This window comes from Streptomyces sp. NPDC093071 (genome assembly GCF_044754545.1).
Lineage (GTDB): Bacteria > Actinomycetota > Actinomycetes > Streptomycetales > Streptomycetaceae > Streptomyces.
Genome location: NZ_JBIVPH010000001.1, coordinates 502278 through 516286, shown reverse-complemented (window position 1 = coordinate 516286; position 14009 = coordinate 502278). Strand labels below are relative to the sequence as shown.

Here is a 14009-nt window from a genome sequence, read left to right as displayed (position 1 = left end):
CCCTGATTCCCTCCGGCGCTCTTTTGCACGGGAGTTGACCGGGGTACGTTCCCGCCCATGCCGATGCGAAAGCGGATCACCCGCGGAGCCCGAGCGCCGTACGGAACCCTCGTGGCGGCGGCCACGGCCGCGCTGCTCGCGACCCTCGTCACCCCGGCCGGCGCCCGGACGGACCCCGCCGCGCCCCCGGCCGGGTCCGTGCGCGAGTCGCGCCCCGTCCACTCGTACGCCGACGCCGTCCGCGAGTCCGTCTGGGTCGACACCGGACTCGACGGCGACGGGGACGGGCGCGCGGACCGGGTCGCCGTCGACGTCGTCCGCCCCCGGGAGCCCGCCGCGGCCGGGCGCAGAATCCCGGTGATCATGGACGCCAGCCCGTACTACGCCTGCTGCGGGCGCGGCAACGAGGGCCAGAAGAAGACCTACGACGCCGACGGCAGGCCCGTTCAGTTCCCCCTGTACTACGACAACTACTTCGTCCCGCGCGGCTACGCCTTCGTCGCCGTGGACCTCGCCGGGACCAACCGCTCCGACGGCTGCGACGACGTCGGCGGACGCTCCGACGTGCGCTCCGCCAAGGCCGTCGTCGACTGGCTCAACGGCCGCGCCCGCGGCTACACCACCCGCACCGGCACGGCCCCGGCCCGCGCCACCGGCTGGAGCACCGGGAACGTCGGCATGATCGGCAAGAGCTGGGACGGCACCGTCGCCAACGGCGTGGCCGCCACCGGCGTCGAAGGGCTGAAAACGATCGTCCCCATCGGAGCGATCTCCTCCTGGTACGACTACTTCCACTCCCAGGGCGCCCCGCTCTACGACGCCAACCCGAGCTGGCTCTCCGACTACGTCAACAGCCCCGACGCGCGGGCCCGCTGCGGCGCCGTCCAGGACCGGATCACCGCCGCCACCCCCTACAGCGGCGACTGGACCGCCGCCTGGAGCGAGCGCGACCACGTCAAGGACGCCCACAAGGTGAAGGCCAGCGTCTTCGCCGTGCACGGACAGCAGGATCTCAACGTCCGGGCCGGGCAGTTCGGCAAGTGGTGGGACGCCCTCGCCGCCCACGGCGTCGAGCGGAAGGTCTGGCTCTCCCAGACCGGCCACGTCGACCCCTTCGACTTCCGGCGCGCCGACTGGGTCCGCACCCTGCACCGCTGGTTCGACCACTACCTCCTCGGCTACGACAACGGCATCGACCGCGAGCCCGTCGCCGACGTCGAGCGCGCCCCGGACCGCTGGACCACCGACCGGCACTGGCCGCCGCGCGGCACCGCGACCACCACCCTGCGCACCGCCCCCGGCGCCGCCGCCGGACCCGGCGTCCTCGGTCGCGCCCCCGCCGCCCCCGGCTCCACCGCCACCTTCACCGACGACCCGTCCCTCGGCGAACTGGACTGGGCGGCCCGGATCGACACCGCGACCCCCGAGAAGGCCGGGTTCGTCACCCGCCCCCTCTCCCGAGACCTGCGGATCGCCGGCTCCTCCCGGGTGACGGTCACCGCCACCCCGACCACCGCCACCGCCCACCTCTCCGCCGTCCTCGTCGACCTCGGCCCCGCCACCATCCGCGACTACGCGGCGGCGGGGGAGGGCATCACCACCCTCGCCCACCGCACCTGCTGGGGCGCGAGCACCCCCGGCGACAGCGCCTGCTTCAAGGAGACCGAGGCCCGCACCGCCGACGTCCCGCACACGGTCGTCAGCCGGGGCTGGGCCGACCTCGGCACCTGGGCCGACCCCCGGAAGGGGCGCCCGCTGACCCCCGGCAGGGCGTACACCCTCACCCTGGACCTCGCCGCCGCCGACCACGTCGTCCCGGCCGGCCACCGGCTCGCCCTGATCGTCGGCGGCACCGACCGGGACCTGCTCGACCCGCCGTCGACCACCCCGACCCTCACCCTGGACCTCGCCCGCACCCGGGCGGAGCTGCCGCTGGTCGGCGGCGCGGGCGCCTTCGCCCGGGCCACGAGGGGACCGGCCCCGACCCTCTCCGCACCGCCGTCCCTCCTCCCGCCCGCCCTCTCCGCACCGCCGGCCGCCGTCGCCGGTCCGCGCCTGCCCGGAGCGGGAGCCGCCCGATGAGCACCCGTACCGCACGGCGGAGTTCACGGCGCGCGCTCGCCCTCGTGGCGGGCGCCGCCGCCCTCGCCCTGCCGCTCGTCGCCGTCCCCGCAGAGACGGCAGGCAGCGCCCCCGCGCAGCCGCCGCCGCGCACCGGCTTCGAGACGAGCCGGGGCGCCCGGTGGACCACCGAGACCGAGGAGCGGGACTTCCTCGCGGCCGTCGACCGGGCGGGCGACCGGGTGGCGCTGCGCGAGATCGGCACCACCGCGCAGGGCCGCCCGCTCCGGCTCGTCACCCTCGGCGCGCCCCGGGCCGCCACCACCGTGCTCCTCGTGTGCAGCCAGCACGGCGACGAGCCGGCCGGCCGCGAGGCCTGTCTCAGCACGGTGCGCGACCTCGCGTTCGCCCGGGACCCGGAGACCCGGCGCCTCCTCGACCGCACCACCCTCCTGGTCGTCCCGACCGCGAATCCCGACGGCCGCGAGGCCGACACCCGGGGCAACGCCGACGGCATCGACGTCAACCGCGACCACCTCGCCCTGCGGACCGCCGAGGCACGGGCGATCGCCGGCCTGATCCGAGACCGACGGCCCCAGCTCGTCTACGACCTGCACGAGTACGGCGCCACCCCCCGGTACTACGAGAAGGACCTGCTCGCGCTCTGGCCGCGCAGCCTCGACGCCGACCCGCACGTCCACGACGAGTCCCGGACGCTCTCGGAGGAGTACGTCCGCCCCGCCGCCCGGCGCGCCGGACACAGCACCGGGATCTACGGCATCTGGACCGACCCGATCACCGGCGAGCCCGTCCGGCAGGTCGCGGGCGACGGCCAGGAGCGGATCCTGCGCAACACGGCCGGGATCAAGCACGCGGCCGGGCTGCTCGTCGAGACCCGGGTGGACGCGCTCGACCGGGCGGAGAAGGACGACCCGGCCCGCAACCACCGGCGCCGGGTCGCCACCCAGCACGCCGCCCTGAAGGGGATGTTCGCCTACCTCGACGAGCGGCGCGGTCCCCTGGCGGCGGCCACCGCCCGCGCCCGGCTCGCGGGCTTCGCCGACCGGGGCCCGGTCTTCCTCGGCGGCGCCGACAACGACCCGCCGGAGCCGGAGGAGATCCTCGCCGACCCGCCGTGCGGCTACCGCCTGGACGCCGCGCAGTACGGAGGGGTCGGTGACGAACTCGCCCTGCACGGCGTCGCCGTACGGCGCGAGGGGGCGGGGGCGTTCGTGCCGCTGCGGCAGTCGCAGCGCGCGCTCGTCCCCCTGCTGCTCGACGGGCGGGCCGCCTACCACCTCGTCAGTGGGAGTCCTGTGGAGGAGTGTTGACGGCCCTGTGGGGCCGGGGGCCCGTGGCGTGATTCCCACGTTTGCCGAGGTAAAGTTACCGACTGGTACTGACCATGCCTCGAACGGGTCGTCCTGACCCGGAAGTTGGAGAATCACCATGCGTCCCCTCAAGACCGCGCGCCGCGTCCTGCCGGCCCTCCTCGCCACCACGCTGCTGGCCGGCGGTGTGCTGGTCGGCCAGACGGCGACCGCCGAGCCCGCGGCCGCCGGCGCCATCACCTGCAACATCGGCAAGCTGAAGTCCGACGCCCGCAAGGAGCGCGACCGCGCCGCCAAGCTCCGGAACCTCGGCGCCACGAAGGAGGCCAACAAGGCCATCGCCAAGGCCGAGGCCCTGGAGAAGCGCGCCCGCCAGTGCGCCGACGCGGACAACACCAGCCGCCCGCCGTTCGGCAAGTAACCCCTCGCACGGGGCGGTCGGGGCGGTTGCCATCCGAAAGGACGGCAACCGCCCGCGGCCGTTTCCGGGCCCGGCCGGGCCGAGACGGGTCGGCTCCAGCGGCAGCCGTCCACGAGACCGGCTGCCCACGGGATCGCCGTCCACGGGACCGGCCCTCCGCCGAACCGAACCGAACCGAACCAACCGTTCGCAGGAGCCGACCGCCGTACCCGGATCGGGACATTTCCAGGACGGATCAGCCATGGAACGGGCCGGTCCGCGTGGAAATACTCGGACCATGCCGTCCGCGTACACCAGCCTCGACCTCACTCCCGCGACCCCCGCCGCCCCCACCGACCTCCTGGTCGACGGCAGGCCGCTGCTCCACCGGCTCGACGAGACCGACGGCGCGGACACGGTCTCCCCCCTGGCGTCGGACCTCCCGCCCGTCCTCCGGGCCGCCCACGTCCGCCGCCTCCTCGAAGCGGCCCCGGGCGCCGACACCGACGGTCACGGCCTCTCCGGCGGCCGGTACGTGCTCCACTCCTGCCCCGACTGCGACGACCCCGGCTGCGGAGCCGTCACGGCCGTCGTCGAGCGTGACGGCGACGACGTCGTCTGGCGCGACTTCGCCTGGTGGACCGGCCCCGCCGTCGACCCGGCGCGCGACGGCTACCCCGGCACCGGCCCGTACCGCTTCCACGGCCCCGCCTATCGCGCCGTCCTCCTCCGGCTCCTCGACGGCCCCCGGGAGGGCGCGGCCGCCCCCGTCCCGGTGGGCGCCGCCCGCGGCTGACCGGGACGGCCACCGGCGCCCCGGCCCCCTCGGCGGGTCCTCCCGTCGCCTAGGATGCGTCCTCTGATGACTGCAACCCTCGTCGCCAAGGACCTCGCCGCCGGCCACGGCGAGCGCACCCTCTTCGCCCAGCTCGACCTCGTCGTCGCCCCCGGCGACGTCATCGGCCTCGTCGGCGTCAACGGCGCCGGCAAGTCGACCCTGCTGCGGCTGCTCGCCGGGCTCGACGCCCCGGAGGAGGGCGAGCTGCGGCTCTCCCCGCCCACCGCCTCCGTCGGCCACCTGCCCCAGGAGCCCGAGCGGCGCGAGGGCGAGACCGTCCGCGCGTTCCTCGCCCGGCGCACCGGCGTCGCCGCCGCCCAGACCGCGATGGACGAGGCCACCCAGGGCCTGGTCGACGGCACCCCCGGCGCCGACGACGCGTACGCCGTCAGCCTGGAGCGCTGGCTGAACCTCGGGGGCGCCGACCTCGACGAGCGCGCCGAGGAGGTCGCCGGCTCCCTCGGGCTCACCGTCGGCCTCGACCAGCCGATGACCTCCCTCTCCGGCGGCCAGGCCGCCCGCGCGGGCCTCGCCTCCCTGCTCCTCTCCCGCTACGACGTCTTCCTGCTCGACGAGCCCACCAACGACCTGGACCTCGAAGGGCTGGAGCGCCTGGAGGCCTTCGTGAAGGGGCTGCGCGCCGGGACGGTCGTGGTCAGCCACGACCGCGAGTTCCTCACCCGCACCGTCACCAAGGTCCTCGAACTCGACCTCGCCCAGCAGCAGATCACCCTGTACGGCGGCGGTTACGAGGCCTACCTGGAGGAGCGGGACACCGCCCGCCGCCACGCGCGCGAGGAGTTCGAGGAGTACGCCGGCCGGAAGGCGGCCCTGGAGGCACGCGGCCACATGCAGCGGTCCTGGATGGACAAGGGCGTACGGAACGCCCGCCGCAAGGCCACCGACGGCGACAAGCTCGGCCGCAACGCCCGCAGCGAGGCCAGCGAGAAGCAGGCCGCGAAGGCCCGGCAGACCCAGCGCATGATCGAGCGCCTCGACGTCGTCGAGGAGCCCCGCAAGGAGTGGGAGCTGCGGATGGAGATCGCCGCCGCCCCGCGCTCCGGCTCGGTCGTCGCGACCCTGCGCGAGGCCGAGGTGCGGCGCGGGGACTTCTCCTTCGGCCCCGTCACCCTCCAGATCGACTGGGCCGACCGGGTCGCCGTCACGGGCGCCAACGGCGCCGGGAAGTCGACGCTGCTCGCCGCCCTCCTCGGCCGTCTCCCGCTGGACTCCGGCGACGCCTCGCTCGGCTCGGGCGTCGTCGTCGGCGAGGTCGACCAGGCCCGCAAGCTGTTCCACGGCACGGAGACCCTCCTGGAGGCGTTCTGCGCGGCCGTGCCCGACACCGAGCCCGCCGAGGTCCGGACCCTGCTCGCCAAGTTCGGCCTGAAGGCCGTCCACGTGCTGCGGCCCGCCACCACCCTCTCGCCGGGCGAGCGGACCCGGGCCGCGCTCGCGCTGCTCCAGGGCCGGGGCGTGAACCTGCTGGTCCTGGACGAGCCGACCAACCACCTGGACCTCCCGGCGATCGAGCAGCTGGAGTCCGCGCTCGATTCGTACACCGGCACGCTGCTGCTCGTCACCCACGACCGGCAGATGCTCGACGCGGTCCGCACCACCCGCCGTGTCCGGGTCGCGGACGGCAAGGTCACCGAAGTCTGAGACACCCCCGGCCCGGGCCGCCCGTCTTGCACGGGCGCGACCCGGGCCGTGAACTGTACGCACGACGGCTCTCCGCGGGGCGCGGCCGGTTCCGGCCCCCGCGGACGGCACCCTTCAGGAGGCACCCCATGACCGACGACGGCATCACCCGGCTCCTCGCGATGCTGGACGACCTCGACGCGGACGTCGACGCGACCATCGACCTCGCGGACGAGATCGCGGCGACGGGCGGCCCGGAGCTGCTGCCGCGCCTGGAGGCCGAGCTCGGCCGGGCGGTCGAGGACCGCAACGGCTACGCCCGCGAGCTGCTCGGCGGCGTCGTCGCGGGCGTCGGCGGCACCGGCAGCCTCCCGGTCCTGGTGCGGGCCTCCTCCGTCGACCTCGGCGACGACCAGGACGGCCTGGCCGCCGAGATCGTCGACCTGGTCCAGGCGGACCCGAAGAAGGCCGAGGACCTGCTGCGGCCCCTGACGGAGGACGACGACCTCACCGTCGCCCACCGCGCCGACTGGGCCCTGCGCTTCCTGCCGTGACGCAGTCGTACGGGAGGGGCCGCGGTCCGTGGGGCCGCGGCCCCTCCCGTACAGGGGGCACTACCGCCGCTTGCCGCCGCCCTCGCCCAGCAGGCCCGCCTTGCGGAGCGCGTCGGCCATCGCGCTGTTCGCGGGAGCGGGGGCCGCGCCCCGGTCCCGGCCGTCACCGCCCCGGCCGCCCTGGTCGCCGCGCTCGGCCCGGCGGCCACCGCCACCGCCGCCGCCCTGCCGCTGCTGCGGCGGCCTGCCGGAGCGCTCGCCCCGGTCACCGCGCTCGCCGCGCTCGCCCCGGCCGCGTCCGCCCGCGCCGCCCGCCGCCTCCGCGCCCGGCTCGTCGTCGAGCCGCAGCGTCAGCGAGATCCGCTTGCGCGGCACGTCCACGTCCAGGACCTTCACCTTGACCACGTCACCGGGCTTCACCACGTCGCGCGGGTCCTTCACGAAGGTCTTCGACATCGCGGACACGTGCACCAGACCGTCCTGGTGCACGCCGATGTCCACGAACGCGCCGAACGCCGCCACGTTGGTGACCACGCCCTCCAGGACCATCCCGGACGCCAGGTCGCCGATCTTCTCGACGCCCTCCTTGAAGGTGGCCGTCCGGAACGCCGGACGCGGGTCGCGGCCCGGCTTCTCCAGCTCGCGCAGGATGTCCGTCACCGTCGGCAGGCCGAAGGTCTCGTCCACGAAGTCGTCCGCCCGCAGCGAGCGCAGCGTGCCCGTGTCGCCGATCAGCGCCGCGACCTCGCCGCCCGTCGTCTTCGCCATCCGGCGCACCACCGGGTACGCCTCCGGGTGCACGGCGGAGGCGTCGAGCGGGTCCTCGCCGCCCCGGATGCGCAGGAAGCCCGCGCACTGCTCGTACGCCTTCGGGCCGAGCCGGGCCACGTCCTTGAGCGCCCGGCGGGAGCGGAAGGGGCCGTTGGCGTCCCGGTGCGCGACGATGTTCTCCGCGAGGCCGGAGCTGATGCCCGAGACCCGCGAGAGGAGCGGCGCGGAGGCGGTGTTGACGTCCACGCCGACGCCGTTCACACAGTCCTCGACCACCGCGTCGAGGGAGCGCGAGAGCTTCACCTCGGCCAGGTCGTGCTGGTACTGGCCGACGCCGATCGACTTCGGGTCGATCTTCACCAGCTCCGCCAGCGGGTCCTGGAGCCGTCGGGCGATGGAGACGGCGCCGCGCAACGACACGTCCAGGTCCGGGAGTTCCTGCGAGGCGAACGCGGAGGCCGAGTAGACCGAGGCGCCGGCCTCCGAGACCATCACCTTGGTCAGGTTCAACTCGGGGTGCTTCGCGATGAGTTCGGTCGCCAGCCTGTCGGTCTCGCGGGAGGCCGTGCCGTTGCCGATCGCGACCAGCTCGACCGCGTGCTCCTCGGCGAGCCGCGCGAGCTTCTCGAGCGCCTGGTCCCATTTGTTGGCGGGAACGTGCGGGTGGATCACGTCGGTGGCGACGACCTTGCCGGTCGCGTCGACCACGGCGACCTTCACGCCCGTACGGAAACCGGGGTCCAGGCCCAGGGTCGCCCGGGTGCCGGCCGGCGCGGCGAGCAGCAGGTCCCGCAGGTTCGCCGCGAAGACCCGTACGGCCTCGTCCTCGGCGGCCGTCCGCAGCCGCAGCCGCAGGTCGATCCCGAGGTGGACCAGGATCCGGGTCCGCCAGGCCCAGCGGACCGTGTCCTGGAGCCACTTGTCCCCCGGGCGCCCCCGGTCGGCCACGCCGAAGCGGTGCGCGACGATCCCCTCGTACGAGGAGGGGCCCTCGACCGGCTCCTCCGGCTCCAGGTCCAGGCCGAGCACGTCCTCCTTCTCGCCGCGCAGCATGGCGAGCACCCGGTGCGAGGGGAGCGCCGTGAACGGCTCCGCGAAGTCGAAGTAGTCGGCGAACTTCGCCCCCGCCTCCTCCTTGCCCTCGCGGACCCTGGCGACGAGGCGGCCCCGGCCCCACATGCGCTCGCGCAGCTCGCCGATGAGGTCGGCGTCCTCGGAGAACTTCTCCGCGAGGATCGCCCGCGCGCCCTCCAGGGCCGCCGCCGCGTCCGTGACGCCCCTGTCCGCGTCCACGAAGGCCGCGGCGGCCGCCGACGGCTCCACGGACGGGTCGGACAGCAGCCCCTCCGCCAGCGGCTCCAGACCGGCCTCGCGGGCGATCTGCGCCTTGGTCCGGCGCTTCGGCTTGAAGGGCAGGTAGATGTCCTCCAGGCGCGCCTTGGTGTCGGCGGCCCGGATCCGGGCCTCCAGGTCCGGGGTCAGCTTGCCCTGCTCGCGCACCGAGTCGAGGACCGCCGACCGGCGGTCCTCCAGCTCGCGCAGATAGCGCAGCCGCTCCTCCAGGGTGCGCAGCTGCGCGTCGTCGAGCATCTCGGTCGCTTCCTTGCGGTAGCGCGCGATGAACGGCACGGTCGAACCGCCGTCGAGGAGCTCGACGGCTGCCCTCACCTGTCGCTCGCGTACGCCGAGCTCCTCGGCGATCCTTGCTTCGATGGACGTCGTCACGGTGTCCCGACTCGCCTTCTCGTGCCTCAAGCTTGAGACTGCATTGTGCCGGGTCGGTCACCCGGACGCGGCAACCGGCCCGTCCCGCGCGTCCTTCAGCCCTTGCCGACGAGGTCCTCCGGGAAGGCGCCCGCGGCCGCCGCCTCGAAGAGGAAACCGCGCCCCAGCTCGGTGAGGCGCTCCACGCCGGCCGCGCCGAGGTGCTCGTACGGGGCGGAGTCCAGCCGGTCGGTGTGCTCCTCGATCTCGGCGCGCAGGGCCGTCCCGGCCTCGGTCAGCTCGCCCTCGGCGTCGATCAGGCCCCGGTCGCGCAGCCGTGCCACCGCCCCCTCCCAGTCGGTGCGCCGCCAGCCCCGGGAGCTGACGGCCCAGCGCGGGGCCATGCCCTTGCCGGTGGCGGTGTGGGAGGCGAGGGCCTCGACGGGGTCGAGCCCGGCGGAGAGCAGGGCCGCGAGGTGTCCGTCGCCCCGGTGCTCGCGCAGCAGGGTGGCGGCGTGCCAGTAGGCGAGGTGGGGCTCCTCGGGGACGGGCAGGTCGGCGTTGGCCGAGTACAGGGGCCGGGCGTGTCGCGTGCAGGCCTCGGAGGCGCGCAGCGCCAGCTCCGCCGCCTCGGCCATCTCCGGGGAGGCGACGGCGTCCTCGCCGAGCAGCCGGCGCAGGGTGGTGTCGGCGGCGCGCAGCCGCGCGGCCAGGACCTCGGCGGGGGAGGCGGTCTCCCACACGGCCGGCAGGTGCTGGGCGAGCAGCTCGTGGTTGTAGTTGTAGAAGGTCGCGGCGACCGTGCCCGCGCCCACCGCGCCGAGCGGGGCGCTGCGGGCGGCGAGCCGCATCGCGCTCTGGTCGGTGAAGCCGAGGGCGGCGAACTCGCGGTCCAGGTCGGGGGAGAAGTACAGCGAGGAGTGCAGCGGGTTCAGGGCGTTGTGGCAGCGGCGTCCGGCGCGCGGCGGCAGGGCATTCGTCATGCCTGCACGTTACCGACTGGTCGGTACGACGGGAACAGGCGGACCCCTTCAGCGGGGCGCACCCTTCCACCGGGGACGTACCCCTCCCCCCGGGGACGCATCCCTCTGCCGGGGACGTACCCCTCCACCGGGGACGCGCCCCTCCACCAGTGACTCACCCCTCCACCGGGGACGCGCCCCGCCACCGGCGATGCCCCTCCACCGGGGACGCACCCCTCCACCGGCGACGCCCCGCCACCAAGGACGCGCCCCGCCACCGGCGATGGCAGGAAAGGTGGGGTCCTCGTCCTTGTGGACGCGGTCGGCCCCGCCAAGGATGGGGCCATGCCACAGCGCCCCGTCCTCGTCGTCCTCTTCGACGGCGTCCTGAGCCTCGACGTCTCCGGACCCGTCGAGGTGTTCGCCGGTGCCGGCCGGGCCACCGGGGACCCGTCCGCCTACCCGATCCGCACGGCCTCCCTCGACGGCGGCCCGGTCCGCACGCAGAGCGGGCTGTGCCTGCTCCCGGACACCACGCTCGCGGACGCCGTCGCCGGCGGCGCCCCGCACACCCTGGTCGTCCCCGGCGGCGAGGGCACCCGGACGCCCGACCCGGCCCTGGTCGACTGGCTGCGGACGCACGGCCCGCGCGCCCGGCGCCTGGTGTCCGTCTGCACCGGGGCGCTGCTCCTTGCCGAGGCCGGACTCCTCGACGGACACCGGGCGACCACCCACTGGAACGCCTGCGAACACCTCGCCCGCCGCTACCCCGAGGTCGACGTGGAGCCCGATCCGATCTTCGTACGGGACGGGCGCGTCTCCACCTCGGCCGGGGTCACCGCCGGGATCGACCTGGCGCTCGCCCTGGTCGAGGAGGACCTCGGCCGGGACGCCGCCCTCACCGTCGCCCGCCACCTGGTCGTGTTCCTGCGCCGCCCCGGCAACCAGGCCCAGTTCAGCGTCCAGCTCTCCGCCCAGACCGCCCGCCGGGAGCCGCTGCGCGACCTCCAGCACTGGATCACCGAGCACCCGGACGCGGACCTCTCCGTCGAGGCGCTCGCCGCCCGCGTCCGGCTCTCGCCCCGCCACTTCGCCCGCGCCTTCCACGCGGAGACCGGCACGCCCCCCGGCCGCTACGTCGACCGGGTCCGGCTCGAACACGCCCGCCGGCTCCTGGAGGACACCCCGCTCGGCGTCGAGGAGGTCGCCCGCGCCTCGGGCTACGGGACCCCGGAGACGATGCGCCGCGCCTTCCTGAAGGCCCTGGAGACCACCCCGGCGGAGTACCGCCGCCGCTTCCACGTGGTCCTGTCCTGACCGTCCGCCCGTGCCGTCGTCGGCCTCCGCCGCCGCGGTCGACCTCGGGGCCGGTCGGGCGCCGTCCGGAAGGGATCCCTCCGCGGGCCTTCCCTCCGTCCGTGCGCCCGTGACCGACCGGGCCCGCCACCGATGTCTCCGCTCACCCGTCTCCGCCCACCCGTCTCCGCCCATCGAGAGGAACCACCGTGCAGATCGCCGTCCTTCTCTACGACCGGTTCACCGCCCTCGACGCCGTCGGGCCGTACGAGATGCTCTCCCGCCTCCCCGGTGCCGAGACCGTCTTCGTGGCCAGGGAGCGCGGTCCGGTCCGCAACGACCAGGACACCCTCGCGCTCGTCGCCGACCGGGCCCTCGCCGAGGTGCCGGCCCCGGACATCGTCCTCGTGCCCGGCGGCCCCGACGTCCGGGCGGCCATGGAGGACCCGGAGATCCTCGACTGGCTGCGCACCGCCGACGCCACCAGCACCTGGACCACCTCCGTCTGCACCGGCTCGCTGGTCCTGGCCGCCGCGGGGCTGCTCGACGGCCGCCGGGCGACCACCCACTGGCTCGCCTTCGACGAACTGCGGGCCCTCGGCGTCGAGCCCACCGGCGAGCGGGTCGTCTTCGACGGCAAGTACGTCACCTCCGCCGGGGTCTCCTCCGGCATCGACATGGGACTCCACCTGCTCGGCCGGATCGCCGGGGACGAGACGGCGCAGACGGTCCAGCTCCTCACCGAGTACGACCCCCAGCCGCCCTACGACGCGGGCTCGCCGGAGAAGGCCCCGGCCGAACTCGTCGCGAAGTGGCGCGCGGAGGCCGGGCGGACGGGGACCGCGTAGCCCGTACGGGGTTCAGAGCCCGTACGTGAAGCGGGGCGGGCGGCGCTCCAGGAAGGCGGCGACGCCCTCCGCGGTGTCGTCGCTGCCCCGCGCCTGCTCCGCCCAGTGCCCGTCCCGGTCCGTCCGCCCGTCGGCGAACTCCTTGGCCGCCGCCTGGGTGAGCAGCGAGCGTGAGGCGAGCACCCGGCAGAACGCGTCGACCCGCTTGTCCAGTTCGCCCGCCGGGTGGAGCTCGTCCACCAGCCCCATCCGCAGCGCCCGCTCCGCGTCGATCAGTTCGCCGGAGAACAGCAGGTACTTGGCGGTCGAGGGGCCCACGAGGGCGGCCAGGCGGCGGGTCGACGAGGACGGGTAGACGATGCCGAGCTTCGCGGGGGTGATCCCGAAGCGGGCGCCCTCCTCGGCGAACCGCAGGTCGCAGGCGGCGGCGAGCTGGCTGCCGCCCCCGACGCAGAAGCCCCGGACGGCCGCCAGGGTCGGCTTGGGGAAGGCCGCGAGCGCCTCCTCGGCCCGTACCGCCAGGCTCTGCTGCTCGTCCCCGGGCTCCCGCAGCGCCGAGATGTCCGCCCCGGCGCAGAAGGTGTCGCCCTCGCCGGTCAGGACCAGGACCCGGACCGCGGGGTCGGCGGCGAGCCGCTCCAGGACGCCCGGCAGGGCGCGCCACATGCCGGCGCTCATCGCGTTGCGCTTGGCCGGGTTGGCGATGACGACGGTGGCGACGCCGTCCGTGACGCTGTCCTTCAGCTGCGGCTCCATGGGCCGGATGCTATCCGGCACACCCGAACGTACGATCAGGAAGGGGTCGCCCTGCTGAGGAGGCACCGGATGACCGAGGACCACCGCGAGGGGAAGGGCCACCGCGAGGCGGAGGGCGTTCCCGACCCGGCCGGAGACATGCGGCGGCACGGGAAGAAGCTCAGCCGCGGCTTCAGTTGGCTCGCCGTGCTCGGCGCCCTGCTGGTGATCGGCGGGATCGTCGGCCTGGTCTACACGGGCGCCGCCACCCTCACCTCGATGCTGCTCTTCGGCTGGCTGCTGCTGATCGGCGGGGCCGTCGGGCTGCTCCAGGCCGTCCAGTCGCGGGGCACCAGCTACTTCTGGCTCGCCGCGGTGGTGGCCGCCCTGAACATCGCGGCCGGCGTCGTGGTGATCCGGCATCCCGAGGGTTCGGCGGAGGCGCTGACGATGTTCGCGGCCCTGCTCTTCCTGACCGGCGGGCTGTTCCGGCTCGTCGGCAGCGTGGTGGTGCGCGGCCCGCAGTTCGGCTGGACCCTCCTCCAGGGCGCCTTCGGCCTGCTGCTCGGTCTGCTCGTCCTCTTCGACTGGCCGCACAGCAGCCGGTACGTCCTCGGGCTCTTCTTCTCGCTCGCGCTGCTCTTCGACGGACTCGGCCTGATCGCGATCGGGGTGGGGGGCCGACGGATCGTCAGTATGGTGACCCCGCCGGAGCCGCTCCCGGAGTCCTCTGCGGGTCCCTCTGCGGCCCCTTCTCCGAGCCCCTCTCCGGAGTCCCCAGAAAGCGTGCGCGATCAGTCGAACAACTGACATCGGCATACTCACCCGATCAAAAGGCGGCCGATAAGTGTCGACTTCTGGTCAGTAG

General features: G+C 74.9%; 12 protein-coding genes. 9 read left to right on the top strand and 3 right to left on the bottom strand.

Going from position 1 to position 14009, the window contains the following annotated elements; translation table 11 throughout:
- Positions 1–57: 57 nt before the first annotated feature.
- The 6 genes from ACIQD7_RS02090 (at position 58) to ACIQD7_RS02065 (ending at position 6825) form a co-directional block, all read left to right on the top strand.
- Positions 58–2082 carry a Xaa-Pro dipeptidyl-peptidase gene (locus ACIQD7_RS02090; protein ID WP_402438627.1) on the top strand — a complete coding sequence of 675 codons (2025 nt, stop codon included), beginning with the start codon at positions 58–60 and terminating at the stop codon, positions 2080–2082.
- The gene (locus ACIQD7_RS02085; RefSeq protein WP_402438625.1) at positions 2079–3392 is read left to right on the top strand and encodes a M14 family metallocarboxypeptidase; all 1314 of its coding nucleotides are present in this window, start codon (positions 2079–2081) and stop codon (positions 3390–3392) included. Before ACIQD7_RS02090 ends, ACIQD7_RS02085 begins: the two co-directional genes overlap by 4 nt.
- A 118-nt stretch (positions 3393–3510) precedes the next feature.
- A complete protein-coding gene (locus tag ACIQD7_RS02080; protein WP_390756114.1) occupies positions 3511–3813 on the top strand; it encodes a hypothetical protein in 303 nt (100 codons plus the stop codon).
- Positions 3814–4090: 277 nt separating this feature from the next.
- Positions 4091–4588 (top strand): hypothetical protein, encoded by a 498-nt coding sequence (locus tag ACIQD7_RS02075; protein ID WP_402438623.1) that lies wholly within the window; start codon positions 4091–4093, stop codon positions 4586–4588.
- Positions 4589–4654: 66 nt separating this feature from the next.
- Positions 4655–6292: an ABC-F family ATP-binding cassette domain-containing protein gene (locus tag ACIQD7_RS02070; protein ID WP_402438621.1), complete on the top strand. Its 1638-nt coding sequence runs from the start codon at positions 4655–4657 to the stop codon at positions 6290–6292.
- Between the two features lie 128 nt (positions 6293–6420).
- Positions 6421–6825, top strand: coding sequence for a hypothetical protein (locus ACIQD7_RS02065; RefSeq protein WP_402438619.1), 405 nt, complete (start codon positions 6421–6423; stop codon positions 6823–6825).
- A gap of 60 nt (positions 6826–6885) precedes the next feature.
- Here the strand turns inward: ACIQD7_RS02065 and ACIQD7_RS02060 are convergent, their stop codons facing one another.
- On the bottom strand, positions 6886–9321 hold the full coding sequence (locus ACIQD7_RS02060; protein ID WP_402438617.1) for a Tex family protein: 2436 nt from the start codon (positions 9319–9321) through the stop codon (positions 6886–6888).
- Positions 9322–9416: 95 nt separating this feature from the next.
- A complete protein-coding gene (locus tag ACIQD7_RS02055) occupies positions 9417–10283 on the bottom strand; it encodes an SCO6745 family protein (protein WP_121833278.1) in 867 nt (288 codons plus the stop codon).
- A gap of 324 nt (positions 10284–10607) precedes the next feature.
- Between ACIQD7_RS02055 and ACIQD7_RS02050 the strand changes: the two genes are divergently transcribed.
- Both ACIQD7_RS02050 and ACIQD7_RS02045 read left to right on the top strand, forming a co-directional pair.
- Positions 10608–11579, top strand: coding sequence for a GlxA family transcriptional regulator (locus ACIQD7_RS02050; protein WP_402438615.1), 972 nt, complete (start codon positions 10608–10610; stop codon positions 11577–11579).
- A gap of 188 nt (positions 11580–11767) precedes the next feature.
- Positions 11768–12406 carry a DJ-1/PfpI family protein gene (locus tag ACIQD7_RS02045; protein WP_402438613.1) on the top strand — a complete coding sequence of 213 codons (639 nt, stop codon included), beginning with the start codon at positions 11768–11770 and terminating at the stop codon, positions 12404–12406.
- 12 nt (positions 12407–12418) lie between these two features.
- On the opposite strand, the gene ACIQD7_RS02040 is transcribed toward ACIQD7_RS02045, so the two are convergent.
- Positions 12419–13162: an enoyl-CoA hydratase/isomerase family protein gene (locus tag ACIQD7_RS02040; RefSeq protein ID WP_402438611.1), complete on the bottom strand. Its 744-nt coding sequence runs from the start codon at positions 13160–13162 to the stop codon at positions 12419–12421.
- A gap of 138 nt (positions 13163–13300) precedes the next feature.
- Between ACIQD7_RS02040 and ACIQD7_RS02035 the strand changes: the two genes are divergently transcribed.
- Entirely contained in the window at positions 13301–13951 is a 651-nt protein-coding gene (locus ACIQD7_RS02035) for an HdeD family acid-resistance protein (protein WP_402439684.1), read from the top strand.
- Positions 13952–14009 lie beyond the last annotated feature (58 nt).

Bases quoted from the DNA above. Each gene is read 5' to 3' on its own strand.
- ACIQD7_RS02080 (WP_390756114.1), top strand. From the start codon at position 3,511: ATGCGTCCCCTCAAGACCGCGCGCCGCGTCCTGCCGGCCCTCCTCGCC.
- ACIQD7_RS02085 (WP_402438625.1), top strand. From the start codon at position 2,079: ATGAGCACCCGTACCGCACGGCGGAGTTCACGGCGCGCGCTCGCCCTC.
- ACIQD7_RS02065 (WP_402438619.1), top strand. From the start codon at position 6,421: ATGACCGACGACGGCATCACCCGGCTCCTCGCGATGCTGGACGACCTC.
- ACIQD7_RS02035 (WP_402439684.1), top strand. From the start codon at position 13,301: ATGCGGCGGCACGGGAAGAAGCTCAGCCGCGGCTTCAGTTGGCTCGCC.
- ACIQD7_RS02090 (WP_402438627.1), top strand. From the start codon at position 58: ATGCCGATGCGAAAGCGGATCACCCGCGGAGCCCGAGCGCCGTACGGA.
- ACIQD7_RS02040 (WP_402438611.1), bottom strand. From the start codon at position 13,162: ATGGAGCCGCAGCTGAAGGACAGCGTCACGGACGGCGTCGCCACCGTC.
- ACIQD7_RS02075 (WP_402438623.1), top strand. From the start codon at position 4,091: ATGCCGTCCGCGTACACCAGCCTCGACCTCACTCCCGCGACCCCCGCC.
- ACIQD7_RS02055 (WP_121833278.1), bottom strand. From the start codon at position 10,283: ATGACGAATGCCCTGCCGCCGCGCGCCGGACGCCGCTGCCACAACGCC.
- ACIQD7_RS02070 (WP_402438621.1), top strand. From the start codon at position 4,655: ATGACTGCAACCCTCGTCGCCAAGGACCTCGCCGCCGGCCACGGCGAG.
- ACIQD7_RS02050 (WP_402438615.1), top strand. From the start codon at position 10,608: ATGCCACAGCGCCCCGTCCTCGTCGTCCTCTTCGACGGCGTCCTGAGC.